At 35.3% G+C, this 15,579-nt stretch carries 21 protein-coding genes and 1 riboswitch; of the genes, 4 read left to right on the top strand and 17 right to left on the bottom strand.

All coding sequences use genetic code 11. From position 1 onward, the window contains the following. Window positions 1-14 precede the first annotated feature (14 nt). From F8154_RS08915 to F8154_RS08865, 12 genes are all read right to left on the bottom strand, one after another. Window positions 15-470, bottom strand: coding sequence for an HK97 gp10 family phage protein (locus F8154_RS08915; protein WP_151861271.1), 456 nt, complete (start codon window positions 468-470; stop codon window positions 15-17). Window positions 471-684: 214 nt separating this feature from the next. Then, window positions 685-1,560 (bottom strand): sigma-70 family RNA polymerase sigma factor, encoded by an 876-nt coding sequence (locus tag F8154_RS08910; RefSeq protein WP_151861270.1) that lies wholly within the window; start codon window positions 1,558-1,560, stop codon window positions 685-687. Between the two features lie 4 nt (window positions 1,561-1,564). After that, window positions 1,565-1,981 (bottom strand): hypothetical protein, encoded by a 417-nt coding sequence (locus F8154_RS08905; protein WP_151861269.1) that lies wholly within the window; start codon window positions 1,979-1,981, stop codon window positions 1,565-1,567. 84 nt (window positions 1,982-2,065) lie between these two features. Continuing rightward, on the bottom strand, window positions 2,066-2,452 hold the full coding sequence (locus tag F8154_RS08900; RefSeq protein ID WP_192930219.1) for a bacterial Ig-like domain-containing protein: 387 nt from the start codon (window positions 2,450-2,452) through the stop codon (window positions 2,066-2,068). Between the two features lie 29 nt (window positions 2,453-2,481). Continuing rightward, a complete protein-coding gene (locus F8154_RS08895) occupies window positions 2,482-3,186 on the bottom strand; it encodes a hypothetical protein (protein WP_151861267.1) in 705 nt (234 codons plus the stop codon). After that, window positions 3,170-3,577 carry a hypothetical protein gene (locus F8154_RS08890; protein ID WP_151861266.1) on the bottom strand — a complete coding sequence of 136 codons (408 nt, stop codon included), beginning with the start codon at window positions 3,575-3,577 and terminating at the stop codon, window positions 3,170-3,172. The genes F8154_RS08895 and F8154_RS08890 overlap by 17 nt, the downstream gene beginning before the upstream one ends. Window positions 3,578-3,583: 6 nt before the next feature. Next, complete coding sequence (locus tag F8154_RS15075; protein ID WP_192930218.1) at window positions 3,584-3,754, bottom strand: hypothetical protein; 171 nt, start codon at window positions 3,752-3,754, stop codon at window positions 3,584-3,586. Beyond that, on the bottom strand, window positions 3,751-3,951 hold the full coding sequence (locus F8154_RS08885; RefSeq protein WP_151861265.1) for a hypothetical protein: 201 nt from the start codon (window positions 3,949-3,951) through the stop codon (window positions 3,751-3,753). Before F8154_RS08885 ends, F8154_RS15075 begins: the two co-directional genes overlap by 4 nt. Before the next feature lie 517 nt (window positions 3,952-4,468). After that, window positions 4,469-4,801 (bottom strand): hypothetical protein, encoded by a 333-nt coding sequence (locus tag F8154_RS08880; protein ID WP_151861264.1) that lies wholly within the window; start codon window positions 4,799-4,801, stop codon window positions 4,469-4,471. A gap of 201 nt (window positions 4,802-5,002) precedes the next feature. Continuing rightward, window positions 5,003-6,934: a DNA primase family protein gene (locus tag F8154_RS08875; protein WP_243141214.1), complete on the bottom strand. Its 1,932-nt coding sequence runs from the start codon at window positions 6,932-6,934 to the stop codon at window positions 5,003-5,005. Between the two features lie 37 nt (window positions 6,935-6,971). Further along, window positions 6,972-7,169: a helix-turn-helix domain-containing protein gene (locus F8154_RS08870; RefSeq protein ID WP_243141213.1), complete on the bottom strand. Its 198-nt coding sequence runs from the start codon at window positions 7,167-7,169 to the stop codon at window positions 6,972-6,974. Next, window positions 7,159-7,344, bottom strand: a complete 186-nt coding sequence (locus tag F8154_RS08865) for a helix-turn-helix domain-containing protein (RefSeq protein WP_151861263.1) — start codon at window positions 7,342-7,344, stop codon at window positions 7,159-7,161. Before F8154_RS08865 ends, F8154_RS08870 begins: the two co-directional genes overlap by 11 nt. A 136-nt stretch (window positions 7,345-7,480) precedes the next feature. Between F8154_RS08865 and F8154_RS08860 the strand changes: the two genes are divergently transcribed. After that, a complete protein-coding gene (locus tag F8154_RS08860) occupies window positions 7,481-7,912 on the top strand; it encodes a helix-turn-helix domain-containing protein (RefSeq protein WP_151861262.1) in 432 nt (143 codons plus the stop codon). A 136-nt stretch (window positions 7,913-8,048) separates the two neighbouring features. Beyond that, the gene (locus F8154_RS08855; RefSeq protein WP_151861261.1) at window positions 8,049-9,134 is read left to right on the top strand and encodes a site-specific integrase; all 1,086 of its coding nucleotides are present in this window, start codon (window positions 8,049-8,051) and stop codon (window positions 9,132-9,134) included. Window positions 9,135-9,215: 81 nt separating this feature from the next. Here the strand turns inward: F8154_RS08855 and guaA are convergent, their stop codons facing one another. The 5 genes from guaA to F8154_RS08830 form a co-directional block, all read right to left on the bottom strand. Beyond that, entirely contained in the window at window positions 9,216-10,748 is a 1,533-nt protein-coding gene (gene guaA / locus F8154_RS08850; protein ID WP_192930217.1) for a glutamine-hydrolyzing GMP synthase, read from the bottom strand. A 221-nt stretch (window positions 10,749-10,969) separates the two neighbouring features. Further along, complete coding sequence (guaB, locus tag F8154_RS08845; protein WP_151861259.1) at window positions 10,970-12,427, bottom strand: IMP dehydrogenase; 1,458 nt, start codon at window positions 12,425-12,427, stop codon at window positions 10,970-10,972. A 156-nt stretch (window positions 12,428-12,583) separates the two neighbouring features. After that, window positions 12,584-12,685: riboswitch (purine riboswitch) on the bottom strand. A gap of 93 nt (window positions 12,686-12,778) precedes the next feature. Beyond that, window positions 12,779-13,171: a thioesterase family protein gene (locus F8154_RS08840; RefSeq protein WP_151861258.1), complete on the bottom strand. Its 393-nt coding sequence runs from the start codon at window positions 13,169-13,171 to the stop codon at window positions 12,779-12,781. A 36-nt stretch (window positions 13,172-13,207) separates the two neighbouring features. After that, entirely contained in the window at window positions 13,208-13,405 is a 198-nt protein-coding gene (locus tag F8154_RS08835; RefSeq protein ID WP_151861257.1) for a hypothetical protein, read from the bottom strand. A 21-nt stretch (window positions 13,406-13,426) separates the two neighbouring features. Continuing rightward, complete coding sequence (locus F8154_RS08830) at window positions 13,427-14,521, bottom strand: aldo/keto reductase (RefSeq protein ID WP_151861256.1); 1,095 nt, start codon at window positions 14,519-14,521, stop codon at window positions 13,427-13,429. Window positions 14,522-14,698: 177 nt separating this feature from the next. Between F8154_RS08830 and F8154_RS08825 the strand changes: the two genes are divergently transcribed. Together F8154_RS08825 and F8154_RS08820 are read left to right on the top strand one after the other, a co-directional pair. Continuing rightward, entirely contained in the window at window positions 14,699-14,929 is a 231-nt protein-coding gene (locus F8154_RS08825; RefSeq protein WP_151861255.1) for a hypothetical protein, read from the top strand. A gap of 33 nt (window positions 14,930-14,962) precedes the next feature. Next, on the top strand, window positions 14,963-15,241 hold the full coding sequence (locus F8154_RS08820) for a spore coat protein (protein ID WP_151861254.1): 279 nt from the start codon (window positions 14,963-14,965) through the stop codon (window positions 15,239-15,241). Window positions 15,242-15,579 lie beyond the last annotated feature (338 nt).

Below are 15,579 nucleotides of genomic sequence, written 5' to 3'. Positions count from 1 at the left end.
ATCACCACCTTTTTTTATCTGTCGTTAAAGATTTGTTCTATGAATTTCTGAAGCTTCTTTTCCAGGATCTTTGGTGCTTGAGCATCAAGTTCAATTTCTGACTTTGTTAGATAGAATTTTCCAGGAACCCAACCCTTATGATCCCTTGTCCTATGTCCATATTCAACATAAGAAGCGTATTCAACAGGGTTGATGATCTCAATTTGATAGGTGTTTCCAATTTGAGTTATCTCAAATCCTTTTGACTTATGCGCTGTCCAGCCACGTCTTAATGTTCCACCATTTTTTCCTGAACTTGCTGGATATTCACCAGGTTGAGTTCTTTTGATCACCTTAGCAAGAAGCCTTGCTGCAAGTTCCTTGGCTGCAGCTTCAAAGAATTCTTGTTGATAAACTCTTTCATATTTATCCAGTTCTTTTTTCAGCTTTTCAAATTGTCTGTAATCAACATTTCCCCATTTTTTAGCCATTATGACCACACCTTTTATTGAAATAAGCTAAACATTCACTAAACAAAGAAGCTGTATAAGGATTGTTAGCGTTGTTAATTGATCTTTGAAGTTCCACCCTTACTTTACTTTTCATTTGTTCACCCTTCTTTGATAAAGCTTTCAGACTACTCTTAACAAACAACATTCTCAAATACACTTCAAATCTTCTATTCATATTCATTCACCTACCTTTCTATGAAATGAGTTCTTCTAGCAAATCATCAATTGAACTGATTCTATCTTCAACCACATCAAAGGAAGTTGCTTCCTGAAGGGATTGAAACCATTTTTCTTTATTGATCCCAAATTCAAAACCATATCTATCAATGAATTCACTTATAAAATCACTTGTTCTGATCGTCTGAAGTGCCTTCAATTCAATCATGGATATTCTTTCAACCGATAGATCCACATATTCTGATATGGAAGCAAAGGACATTTTCTTTCCAAGCAATCCATAATGCAGCAGGATCACTTCTTTTGGTGTGATCCCATCCTTCAGCTTGTCCAGCAATGCTTCTTTATTTAACACTGTGCCTGGATCACAAAGATCAACAGTGAATTCCTTACCAAATACATTTTCAAAAAGATCCAGCAGATCTTGCTTCAGGATCTCATTATCAAAAGCACGTTCAAAATCTTTTATTGTTTTAAAAATATCGTTCTCATACACAAGCATATCTTCAAAAGTTATATCCTCTGAACCTGGAATAAAGTCCTGGATGCTGTTCACATTGATCAGTTCACTTTCAAGATCTGATTTCTTTTCTCTTGGTATGTAGTCATTCACGCTTCTGAAGATCCTTCCCATGATTGCCTTATAAGCATAGGAAGAAAACTTTATTTTAGGTTCATCACCTTCAACTACAGGATCAAACTTCTTTGCTGCATTCATCAAACCAATATAGCCTTCCTGAACAAGATCATCTTCATCCACAAATGACTGTTTACAGAATCCACAATATCTTTTTACAAAGTAATGCACCAAGCCTTTATTTTGTGTGATCAATTGATCCAGTGCTTCCTGATTTCCGTTCTGATAGTCCACAACTAATTCTTCATTCGTCACTGAATCACCATCCTACAATAAATATTTCACCAATCACCAAGTCAGGATAAAGCAATACTGATAATTGCTTATATGCCAGGTTCCTTGCCCTTCTCACCGTCTTTGTATCAACCCCATAGTCAATTGACAAGGATTTAATAGACTGCCCTTCAATAGCGTTCTTATAGAACAGGAAGAACTTATTTTCAGGCATGGATCCTTTCAAGGTTTTAACTGCTCTTTGAATTGGCATTACTTTACGTGCCAACGCTTGACGATTCTTCAAAGGTATTTTGGGATCAGATATGATTTTCAAAGATTTCTGAAATTCCTTGATTGTTAATTTTGTTTTTTCCAAGGAAGGTGATCCTGGATATTCATTCTTGATGATTTTAATGATCTCTAATACATTTTGTTTAATCTCTGTTTCAATATCTTTCATTGCTTAAATCACCACCCTTCTACAATTAAGGGGGACAAAGGACTGATCCCCTTGTTCCCCTTTGTATTTGGTCATTACTGACAATCAGCTTATAGTTACATCAAATGTATCAGTGCAACCATCAACGGTTACTGTAAGTGTTTGGGATGCTGCTGATGCTGAACTATCAAATCCAGTTACATCATCCACTGTTACATCAACAGTTCCACTTGATCCACCACTAAATGATCCTGTCACAACTATTCCAGTAAGATCCAAGGACTCCCCAACCAAATAATTTGTTTTGGTTGGTAAGGTTGTTATCTCAATAGAAATCAATACTGGTGTTGGATTTTCAGCATCAGAATCAGCATCTTGAATAACTGTTCCAACATGTTCTGCATTCCTTAGATGATCATAACCATCATTGGTTGGATCTGCAGCATCACCCAAAGCTGATCCAGTTCTAACACCTACCACATAACCATTCACTGTGTTTGATCCATCCTGGTATTTCATGATTATTCACCATCCTTTCCAAGCATCTTTTCCTTAATTGATTCATCAATGCTTTCTTCAGCTTCTTCAAACTTGAATTTTGTAAGATCATCCATCTTCTTACCCATCTGATCCAGTTCTTCAGCCATACCAATCAGCATGTCAGAACCAAGTGCATAATTCACACCAATAGCCATGTCCTGACCACCTTTGAAGAAGAACTTTGTTCCTGCTGCAATTTGGTCAAGTGTGCTAACCATACTGTCAAACCATCCAAGGGTTCTTGTGGTGGTATTCAACCCTTCCTTACCATGCATATTTGAAACAACGGAATGAAGGTTGTGCATGGTTTCATAGTCACCAAAGAAAGGCTTCACCAGGTCATAAGCAGCCTGATCAGTCAACTTGTCACCAATCATATTGATCTGATTCAAGGCATTGTTCAGCATGTTCTGATAGTCAGAAGGCTTTCTTATCGTTGCACTTTGAACATCATCTTTTGCTTTCAGGATGATTGTGTTCAGCTGCTTGTTATATTCAGCATCACCCTTTTGAAGTTCTGCTTTAATATCCCTGATCAGCTGTGCTTTATCATGATCTGAATAATAAATCTGACCTGATTGTGGTGTACTGGTTTCAATTTCCTTCACCTTACCCAATGCTTCTGTCATTTCTCTTTTGTACTTGTTCAGTAGTTGTTCAACTTGCTTTCTAAAGTTTAGTTCCATTTTTTCTTCCACCTTTCATTATTTTATCTTCAGGTTCCCAACCTTTAAGATTTACAGTATAACCAGCCATCTTGTAACCAAAGGTTGATGATCCAGTTTGATCAAGCTTGAATATTTCACTGTTCTTCTTGCTTGTGCATTTAACATCCAGCGTGGATCCACCTTTGAAGTCTGCAACTTTGATCTGTTCAATCTGCATGCAGCATGGGCAACATACATAATAGGATTGATCATCCATTGCAAAGGATTTCACATTATCAAATCCCCTTGTACGATCATCCAGGAAGATAGTTCTGAACACCTTTGGTCTAACAATCAGCTTGACTGCTTTCACATGCTTTGCGTTGATTGTAGTTGCTTTTTCAATTACTTTCTTGAAGCTTAGTGCCATAGTTCATCACCCCATACAAGCTGCAGCCTTTCTATCCCAATAAGATTCATTCCACTTCTTAACCTTTTCAGGATGCTTTGCACGATATTCACGCTGATATTCATTCACATGATCCCTGTTTTCTTCTTGCCATTTACGCTGATATTCCAGCTTGGCTTTCTTTGCCTGATTCGTCATAAAATCACCCTTTCTTCCACTTCTAATTTTATCATTTCTATTCTGATCTGCTTATTCCGTTCAATTTTATTAAAGTGTTCAGGATCACTTGGGATCCGTATTGCTGCACCTGGAAGTTCCTCAACAATTGCTTGAAACTGATCTGCACCAATGATTTCTTTAATCGTTTCCAGGTACTTTACATTCTTGTTTTGCACATTCTCACCAACCTTCCATTAAGTGTATTAAAATCAATGGCTTCATGTGATACAATGGATATAGATATTTGATCCACATTGAAGCCATTGTGTAGGTTTACCTTTCCCTATGCAGTGGCTTCTTTACGTTTCTGAAGTATTCTTTCAATATCCTCACTGATCTTGTCCAGTAGCTTCATGATCCGTTCCATTTCATTCTTCTTTTTCATTGTGATCCATCCTTTCTTTCACCTTGTAATAACCTTGTAACTACCTAACCATTACCTAACCAGTTCAGAAGTAAGGTTTTGTTAGGTTCTATATAAGATTTAATTGTAGTATTTTGTAGTAATTTACACCTTGTCATAACCTTGTCACTTTTTAGATCACCTTACCATTACCTTACCGTTTTACATGTTAGGTTTTGTTAGGTACCTTAGTATAACCTTATGACTTTTTACCTTACTAAAACCTTACTATTCACCTTGGTAGAACCTTGGTATTATTTCAAATTACCTTGCTAAAACCTTGCTATTCTTTAATAACCTGATTCATCAATTATGAATGGATCTTGTTGTTCCATCAGATCTGTTATCTCACCACAAAACAACAGTCTACCTTTACAATTACCATGAACAACATGATTGTTTTTTCTAACTTGCATAATGTTATACATATGAATTTGACCACACCTAGGGCATACCACAAATAGATATGCATTATCTACTGCAATGACCTTAACAACTTCCAAATTATCCTTTATAACTAAAGGTTCACCTGTAATATAATATTCAAGACCATTCTGAAACCTTTTCGATACTTTACGGATAATCTTTGGATTATAATTCCTAATCATTTCATTCAATTTCATTTTCATCTTCCTTTCTTTTTTTATATGGTCACGGTTCGTACACGCTTTTTAGGTATATATATATTATTTATATTTTAGTGTTTTAATTTTAAAAATTAATTTCTATCAATTTAATAAGTTATACTTAACCGTGTACAACCGTGTAAACCTTAATATATAAGGCTTGCAACCGTGTATATAATGCGTGTACTAACCGTGTGTTCAACTTGTTACCGTGTCATTTGTGTCTTGATTCTTAAAAACTCTAACCGTTTTTCTATTTTCATCTTTAGCAAACCCAACTTCCATGTTCAATGTTCTGTTAATTTCCTTTGAAAATTTGATTTTAGATACAGGATAAAAGTTATTTTGAGAACAGTATGCAGCGTATCGCTTATACACATCTGAAGTTTTTTCATTTTCAATTTCATCCACCCCAACATCATCAATGAATGATAGAATCGGATTGTTTTCAATTCTGAATTCATCCAGTTCCTTCTGAACCTTTGATGAAGTTGTGAACCTTTTGTTTTCAAGAACCCTTTTCAAACCTTCAACACCAAGCTTGATGAAGTATTCCAGTGATCCCTGTTGCATCAACTTCCATGATATTTGTGGATCAAAATCTTCACTGGATTCTTTAAAGTTTGCGTTGAATGGAATGATTAGAAGTCTTTTCTGTGCAGCACCAGTGGGATCTTTCATGTGGGGAATGTTGTTTGCTGAAAAGATTAATTTTGAATAAGGTTCAAACTCAAACTTTGGCTGCCCTTTCTGTTCTGCATCAATAGCTTCACCCCTGGTTATTTTCTTGAAGGTGGAAACATCTGCATTATACTCATCTGATATGTCATCACCTATATTTGCCAGCTTTCCATACATCATCACTGTGCTGAACCTGTCATTCAACTTCTTCAGATCTAAAACTGAATAGTTCTCTTTACCTAAAACCTTTTTTAATACATTCAAGATTGTTGACTTACCATTGGATCCTGTACCTGATAAAATAAAGCACTTACCACCACCAAGTAAATTGGATCTATAAAAAGTTGCACCAATCATTTCTTCAAGCAACATTCTTATTTCAGGATCATTACAACTTATTCTATTTAACGTATGATTCAGCAAATCATCATAAGCATTTGGGTTGTAATCCCAAGGGATCTTGTTAGTAATTACATATTCAGGATTGAATGGAAGCAGTTCACCTGATTCAATATTCAATATTCCATTGTTGAAAGCAATCCATTTTGGGTTTGATGCTTCAGATTGTTGACTTATTACCATCAAATACTTCAGCACTTCTTTTCTTTTAGCATCCGTCAATGAAGATATTTCTTTGACCATTGCCCTTTCAATCTTTTCATATCCTGGTTCATAAATACCATCATGATAGATATGAAGTTGACCGTTGATTTTCTTAATTTTGTGAGTTCTCATAAGATAGTTTCCAAAATGATCATGCAGGAACTTTGTTCCCTTGAAGAAGCTTTGTTTCTTGAAACTGTCATCACGCAAGATCACTTCAAGTTCATTTTCTGATACTGGATCCTTCAGAACATGCTTATTGATGATCCTGATTGTTTCTTTGATTTCTTCAACTGTCAAATCATTGCTTTGAAGTGTCAGGATGTAATTGAAAAGGCTTTGATTACGCTCCCCCGATTCCATCCCCACAAAGTCCACTTTTGAATTGACTGGATGCAGCCATTTTGGAATGTGCTGATAGTCCGTTCCTTCTTCCACATCCCATTCAATGAAGCGTTCCTTGTTATCATATTTAAGGACTGAATAAGAAGTCCTGGATCCAAGTTTGATATCAGCTTGAAGTCCTATTGCAAGGCTTTTATTGGTTCCGTTTCTATTGATGATGTTGTTTCTGAAGTAGAAGTGCTTTCCCCTGGTTGTCTGAATGACCAGGCAATCAAGCTGCTGATCTTCTACAATATCCATCATAAGTTCAGCCTGGTCTTGATCATCAATGTCAATCAGCACAACATCATCTGCAAGTATTCCAGCATATTCAGGAAGTGGCTTCACTTCATCATAAGTTAGAAGTTCATCTGATGTTTTACCCTTGAAAGCCATTGTGGATTTTTTATCTTTAGTTGGTACAAACCCTTTGAAAAGGGATAACATGTTTTCGTTTATCAATTCTTATCACCTACCATTCTTTGACTTCTGCTGCACATTATAGATACACCTTTTCTTCAAAATATCTTTTGCTAATCTTTCCAGGGATCACAATCTTACCTTGTTCTTCAAGTTCCTGATTCAACTTCTTGATGATCCTGTACGCTGAACTTTCAGAAACATCCATGATCTGTGCAATGTCCTGTGCATGGTAGAATTTTGGATCTTTGGTCATTACCTTTTGACTATTTGTCATGATCTTCACCCCTTTCTTTATTGATCAGATCCAAGATTTCTTCCTTTTTATCTTCAGGAAGTTCTTTTCTTAGCTTTCTGCTTAACGTCCATTCAGTGATTCCAAGTAGTTCTGCAAGTTGCCACTGCTTCATGTTGGCATCAGAAAGTGCTTTCCTAATTTCATTGTTATTCATTTTTTTTCACCCTTCCTATTGACTAAATTGTTGTTGTTGTCTATACTAATTATAATAACTTTTATTTATGGTTTGAAGAAACCAAAACTATTATTTATTTATAGTTTTACTTATGGTTTAAGAAAGGGGATATTAAATGGGTAGACCAAAATTAGATGTGAATCCAAATATTGGAAAAAGGCTGAAGCTTATTAGAAAAAACCTGAAGATGACACAACTGGATTTTGCTGAACGCTATAATGTATCAGAACAAACAATAAGGAACTGGGAAAATGGAAGGAATACCGTTCCTGATGCTGTGTTGGATGATTTATCTGCAAACCTAGCAATTGATATGCAGTTTCTAAAATGCAAGACGGATGATCCAAAGTACATTGAATCCATGAAGAAGTTTGATAGTGGAATTGATACTGAACAACTTACCAAGGATGTTGCAATCCATGAAACATTTCTTAAATACTTAGATTTATTAGAAATTGATGTGTCCAGTTGTTCACCAAAAGAGATCAACCAAATAGAAAAGGAAACAAGAGAATTTATTAATTTTCAGATAAGTAAATTAAAGTAAAAAAAAGAACCCCTGGCGCTGGAACACCAAGGATTCTTAAAATGATACCAAACAAGCAGCAGCTTGAAATGATACCCATTCACCTAAATATTATATCATTTTCAACGCTGCATTAAAACAAGAAAGGGATGATATAATGCCTGTATATAAAGACAAAGAACGTAGCACCTGGTATGCCAAATTTAATTATACTGATTGGACTGGATCCATTAAGCAGAAGCTGAAGCGTGGATTCAAAACCCAAAAGGAAGCAAAAGCCTTTGAACGTGAATTCCTTGAAAAATCACAAGCTTCACCTGACATGACTTTTGGTGCATTGGTTGAACTTTACATGGAAGATTGCAAGTCCAGGTTGAAACCAACCACATATGAAAATAAAGAATATGTGATCAATCTGAAGGTGCTGCCCTTTTTCAAAGACATGCCAATCAACACCATTGAGCCTGCAACAGTTAGAAAGTGGCAGAATGAACTGCTTTCACATGAAAACAACTATTCACAAACATACTTGAAATCAGTCCACAATCAAATTTCAGCAATCTTCAATTTTGCCTGTAAATATTACAAGCTGCCTTCCAACCCTGCAAGGGTTTGTGGATCTATGGGGAAGAAGAATGCTGATGATATGAACTTTTGGACTGTGGATGAATTCAATAAGTTCATCAAGGTGTCAGATAATCCAATGTATACTGTTATCTATGAAGTTCTGTTTTGGACTGGAATGCGAATTGGTGAATGTTTAGCACTCACCTTGGATGACTTTGATTTTGAAGCAAAGACAGTTTCCATCAGCAAAAATTATGCAAGGCATCAGAAGCAGGATCTGATCCTGGAACCTAAGACACCCAAAAGCAAAAGGAACATCACGATCCCACAATATCTTTGTGATGTGGTCAATGATTATGTATCAAAGCTTTATGATTATGATCCAAGTGAAAGACTTTTCCCAATAGCAAGAAGCACCATGAATGGTCACATGGTCAGGATAGCAAAGAAAGCCAAAGTGAAACGGATCAGGGTTCATGATCTTAGACACTCACATGCTTCTTTATTGATTGAAATGGGATTTTCACCCTTGCTGATCTCTGAACGATTAGGGCATGAAAATATAGAAACCACCCTTCAAACCTATTCACATCTTTATCCTAACAAGCATGGTGAAGTTGCTTCAAAGTTGCAACTATTGACACAAGAACAAACAAATGAAACAACAGAAAAATAAAAAATGTATCATATGCGTATCATATAGAAAAAATAAAGCCTGTAAACCTTGTAAAATCAAGGCATACAGGCTTTTTATTGTCTACTCCCACTCTACTGTTGCTGGTGGCTTAGAGGTTATATCATATACTATTCTATTAACACCTTCAACTTCGTTAACTATTCTTCTTGACATTTTTTCTAATACTTCAAAGGGAATCCTTGCCCAATCTGCTGTCATGGCATCAGAGCTTGTTATGGCACGTATTCCAACAGTATGGGCATATGTCCTTTCATCTCCCATAACTCCTACGCTTTTTATACCAGGTAAAACCGCAAAATACTGCCATATTTCCCTATCTAGTCCTGCATTTTTAATTTCATCTCTAACTATAGCATCAGCTTCCCTAACTATTTCAAGCTTTTCCTCAGTTATTTCTCCTAAAACCCTAACAGCTAAGCCAGGGCCTGGAAAGGGCTGTCGCCAAACTATTTCTTCTGGCAGTCCTAATTCTGTTCCTACAGCTCGAACCTCGTCCTTAAACAAAAACTTAAAGGGTTCAATTAAATCAAACTCCATATCCTCTGGAAGTCCTCCAACATTATGATGGCTCTTAATGACAGATGCAGTTTCTGTGCCGCTTTCAATAATGTCGGGATATAAGGTGCCTTGTACTAAAAAGTCTATTTTACCTAGCTTTTTTGCCTCCTCTTCAAAAAGACGAATGAATTCTTCTCCTATTATCTTTCTTTTTCTTTCTGGGTCACTTACACCTGCTAATTTACCTAAAAATCTATCTTTAGCATTTACCCTAATAAAGTTTATTTGAAATTGGTTTTTGAAGATTTCTTCAACCCAATCTCCTTCATCTTTTCGTAAAAGCCCATGGTCAACAAATACACAGGTTAGATTATCTCCAATTGCCTTATGGACTAATACTGCAGCTACGGATGAATCAACCCCTCCTGATAAGGCACACAGCACTTTTTTATCTCCTACCTTTTCCTTAATACTTTGAATTTGATCATCTATATAGTTTTTCATGGTCCAATTCCCTGTACATCCACAAATCTCATATAAGAAGTTCTTAATCATATCGTTTCCCATCTGGGTATGTTCAACCTCTGGATGAAACTGTACAGCATATAATTTGCCTTGGTGATTTTCCATAGCTGCAACTGGACAATCTTTAGTGCTGGCAGTTACCTGAAAGCTACTGGGAGCTTCTTCAATAAAATCTGTATGGCTCATCCAGCAAATTAGATTTTCTGGTATGTTTTTAAATAATCCCGTACTTTCCTTTATGTTGAGGCTTGTTTTTCCATACTCCCTATTTTTAGCACGATTTACCTTTCCACCTAATGCTCTTGCCATCAACTGCCCACCGTAGCAAATACCTAATATCGGTATGTTTAGACGATATATCTCTTCATCACATTTTGGTGCTTTTTCATCATATACACTGGATGGTCCGCCAGTAAAAATCATTCCAGTAGGATTCTTTTTCTTTATTTCTTCAATTGAGATATTATAGGGTACTACCTCACAGTAGACATTAAACTCCCTAACTCTTCTAGCAATAAGCTGATTATATTGACCACCGAAGTCCAATATTAGTATTAACTCGTTGTTCATTTCCTTCATCCTCTCATATTAACAGTTAGTAATAAACAATTAATATTGGTATTACAAATGCTATTAATAATTTTAATTGTTTTAAATGTTTTCATTTTTTGTCTTTAATTCTTAACTTTTAACTTTTCACTTTTCACTTTTAACTTTGGTTTTGGTTTTTCATTACTAATTACTAACTACTCATTACTAATTGATTTTTTCATTCAACATTAAATTGTTATTTAATCATTAGTACTATAATTAGGAGCTTCTTTTGTGATGGTTATATCATGGGGATGACTCTCCTTTAGACCTGCTCCAGTTATTCTAATAAATTTCCCCTTTGTTTTTAACTCCTCTATGGTTTCAGTGCCACAATAGCCCATGCCAGACCTTAAACCACCCATTAACTGATAAATAGTATCTTTTAAGGGACCTTTATAGGGAACCTTTCCTTCTACACCCTCTGGTACAAATTTTTTATTATTTTCTTGGAAATATCTATCTTTACTACCCTTCTCCATAGCTGCAATTGAGCCCATTCCTCTATAAGACTTAAAGCTTCTACCTTTATATATAATCGTTTCTCCTGGACTTTCTTCTGTTCCAGCAAGCAATGAGCCTATCATTACTATACTAGCTCCAGCAGCAATAGCCTTTGGTATATCTCCTGAATATTTAATTCCTCCGTCAGCTATAATAGGTACTCCATAATCTTTTGCTGCTTTTGCACAATCGTATATTGCAGTTATTTGAGGAACTCCTATTCCAGCAACAACTCTAGTGGTACATATTGAACCAGGTCCAATACCTACCTTTACAGCATCGGCTCCTGCTTCTATTAGTTCTATGGTAGCTTCTGCGGTTGCAACATTTCCTGCTATCAGCTGTAGGCTAGGATAATTTGATTTAATAGTCTTTACAGCATCAATAACACCTTTTGAGTGACCGTGGGCTGTATCAACTACAATCACGTCAGCATTTGCTTTTACTAGTCCGCTAACCCTCTCCATCATATCTGCTGTTATTCCTACCGCAGCCCCTGCCAGCAGTCTTCCCTGTTGATCCTTTGCTGAATTAGGATACTTTATTGTCTTTTCTATATCCTTTATGGTAATTAATCCTTTAAGCATGCCATTACTATCTATTATAGGAAGCTTTTCTATTTTATGTTTCATTAGAATTTTTTGAGCTTCAGCCATTTTAATACCTTCAACAGCTGTGATTAGATTATCTTTAGTCATTACCTCAAAGATAGGCTTTTGAAAATCCGTTTCAAATCTAATATCTCTATTGGTTATAATGCCCACTAGCTTTCCTTTAGTTGTAATAGGTACTCCCGAAATATGATATCTTTCCATTAACTCTAAAGCATCTGATATGGTATGGTTAGGACTCAAATAAAAGGGGTCTACAATAACCCCATGTTCGCTTCTTTTTACCTTGTCCACCTCAAGGGCCTGTTCTTCAATTGACATATTCTTATGAATAATTCCAACGCCACCCTCCCGTGCCATTGATATTGCCATTTTTCCTTCTGTAACGGTATCCATACCTGAGCTTATTATGGGGATATTGAGCTTAATAGCCTTTGTTAAATATGATGTTGTGTCTACTTGATATGGTAATATTTCTGATTTTGCTGGTATAAGTAAAACATCATCAAAAGTTAAACCTTCCTTTACAAATTTTTCCTCCAATCTAATTTCCTCCTTTGTCTTATAAGTGATATCCAAATATCAGAAGCATAACTACCAGGATACAAATAAAACCCATATAATAATTGTCTCCTAGGACTGAAATTATTATATGGGCATAAACACATAAAATATACGCTATATTAGCATCTTATGACAATATATAATAACTTCACCCATAGTCAAATGATTTACGGTCATTTGGTAGAGACAGCCGATCCATATTATCGGTATTATATGAGTGAAACTGATTAAATTATTATATTATAAATTATCAAAAGGCTATATATATGTCAAGCAAATTTTTATTAATAATACTTAAAGTGTCAGTAGGGTGATGATGCTGATTTCTATTTATTTTGAAATAGCCTTTGAAATAAACTTTTCTAAATCTATTATGTATCTATCGTGGGTTCCCTTACCTATCATCTCTTTTTCATCAAAGGCCTCAACCTTGAAGGTGAGCTTTTTTCCATTTATGTCTATTAGTTCGGCTGTAGCATAAGCCTTCATATCAACAGGAGTAGCCCCTAAGTGGCTCACATTAACATTGGTACCTACTGTGGCAAGACCAGTTGGTAAGTGGGGGTCTACTGCCTCCATAGCCGCTTTTTCCATTAACCCTATCATTAGTGGTGTCGCCAAAACCTTAACACCTCCACTGCCAAATTCTTCTGCTGTGTCTTTTTGCTTAACGATTATTTCAATCTTTGATTTCATACCTATTTTTAAATTAAAATTCTCCATTGTTTCGCCTCCCATAGGTTTACAAACTCAGTGGATTTATTTACTTAGAAACCAATACACATACCCACATTTATCACACACATAATTTTTAGCAGCTTTATTTGCCCAATCGAATCCTAAAAATGATGCACCAGCAGTATTCATTAGGGTTTCTCTTTGCCAAAATTCATCATATCCACATACTGGGCATACTAATTCATTACCTTCAAATGTTATTTTTTCAGCTTTTGACATTATTAAAATCCTCCTTTTTTATTATTTCATTACAGCACTTATTTCATTTAATCTTTCAATAATTGGAAGCTTTTGAGTACAAAGCTCTTCACAGGCACCACAGGCAATACAAGCTTTAGGTTGAGCATCCTCTTTAATGCTTCCTGTTTCCTTTAACCATTTAAGATGTTTTTCCATAGCTTCTTTACCGTCTAAAATCATTAGGTTGTAGGCTTCTAAATAGTTATGTATATCTATTTTTTTAGGACATTTTAAACAATATCCACAGGTTGTACATAGGGAGTTCAACTCTTCACCTATTTTACTTTTAATTTCTTTAACTTTATTCTCAGAAACAATTAATGGATGTTTAACAACTTCTATGTTCTCTTCAACCTCTTCTATAGTACCCATACCTGCCAACACTACAGTAATACCTTTTTGTGCTGCATTAAATCTCAAAGCAGCTTGACTGGAGTTTTCCCCATCCCTCTCCCTTATGAAGCTAAAAAACTCTTCGTTTCTAGGAATTAAACCTCCACCTAGTGGATTCATTGTAACAACGCCAATATTTTTTTCTATTGCAGCATCTACTCCTTCTTGCCTGTAGGGATGATTTATTACATTGTAGCCTAGTAGCACCCCCTCAAATACATTATCTTCAATTATTTTTCTTATGTCTTCACCCTTACAATGGGTCGAAAAAACTAAATGATCTATAAGACCTTCAGCCTTTGCCTTTAACGCCCCTTCATATGCTCCCCCTGGTTCCATCACCTTTTGATACTGTTGAAGGTCCATAATACACCACATATGAAAAAAATTAATTTTATCTATACCCATTCTTTCTAGGGAGTTCTCTATTCTCCACCTAACCTTATCAGCAGTATCCTCTTTTCTAACAGAGCTTTTGGTTGCTACATAATATTGGCTTGGCATTTTTTTAAAAGCCCTTCCAAAAATAAATTCACTTCTATCATTACAGTAAAAGGGTGCAGTATCAAAGTAATTAATACCTAATTCATTAGCTTTGCGAACTACTTCGGCAGAATAATCTTCATCCTTTCCAAATCTCATTCCACCAAACCCTATTACCGAAACCTTTTTTCCAGTTTTCCCATAGTCTCTATATATCATAACTTACTCCTTCCTTAGTTTTCTCCCTAATAGTATTATACAAAAAAAATTAATGTTTTCCAAATATAACAAGCCTACATAGTAAGAGTTCTTTCCCTTTATTTACTTGTTATATGGTAATAGTTTTGTCTAATACTATATTTAGTAGCTAATATTTTTTTAGAGGGAGGTTAAGAAATGCATAGCCAAAATCAAAATATTCAAAGTAATGGTAATAAGCAGCTGGATTCACCTAATTTAAAAATACTAGAAGATCAATTAAATTATGAGTCTATGATGACAAAAAAGTACACTAATTATGCAGAGTATTGTACCGATACAGAATTAAAAAGTCTGTGCCAGCAGGCAGCCCAAAAACATAAACAGCATTATAATCAGCTGTTGAATTATTTAAATGGTTACAACTAATATAATAAGAAAACATAAAGGAGGTATAGCTATATGAATCATCATAGATCCTTTTCAGAAAAAGAGCTAATGAATGATTTAATTGCTTCTGAAAAGCAAATATCCTCTTCCTATAATATAGGGATAACAGAAGCTTCTTGTAGCAATTTAAGACAACATTTAACCAATTGCCTAAACAATAGTCACCAAATACAATATGATATTTTTGATGCAATGCGTCAAAGAGGCTGGTACCAAGTGAAAAAAGCCAACTCTCAAGACGTTGAAAGCGCAAAAACCAGATATAATCAAGAGAAGACACAGCTTCAATAGCAATAAAATAACCGGGAATCATGGTTTTAACCTTTGATCCCGGTTATTCTTTGAATCCTTCTCTATTCCACAGCTCTTCCAACATATTACTCAGAACCTCAAATCCTTTCAACAACTATACTCTTAACTTCTAACTTCTAACTTCTAACTTTCAACTCTTAACTCTTAACTCTTAACTCTTAACTCTTAACTCTTAACTCTTAACTCTTAACTCTTAACTCTTAACTCTTAACTCTTAACTCTTAACTCTTAACTCTTAACTCTTAACTCTTAACTCGTAACTCTTAACTCTTAACTCTTAACTCTTAACTCTTAACTCTTAACTCTTAACTCTTAAC

Source organism: Alkaliphilus pronyensis, assembly GCF_009017275.1.
Taxonomy (GTDB): domain Bacteria; phylum Bacillota; class Clostridia; order Peptostreptococcales; family Natronincolaceae; genus Alkaliphilus_C; species Alkaliphilus_C pronyensis.
The sequence above is the reverse complement of the archived record's forward strand: the minus strand, read 5'-3'. Positions and strand labels throughout refer to the sequence as shown.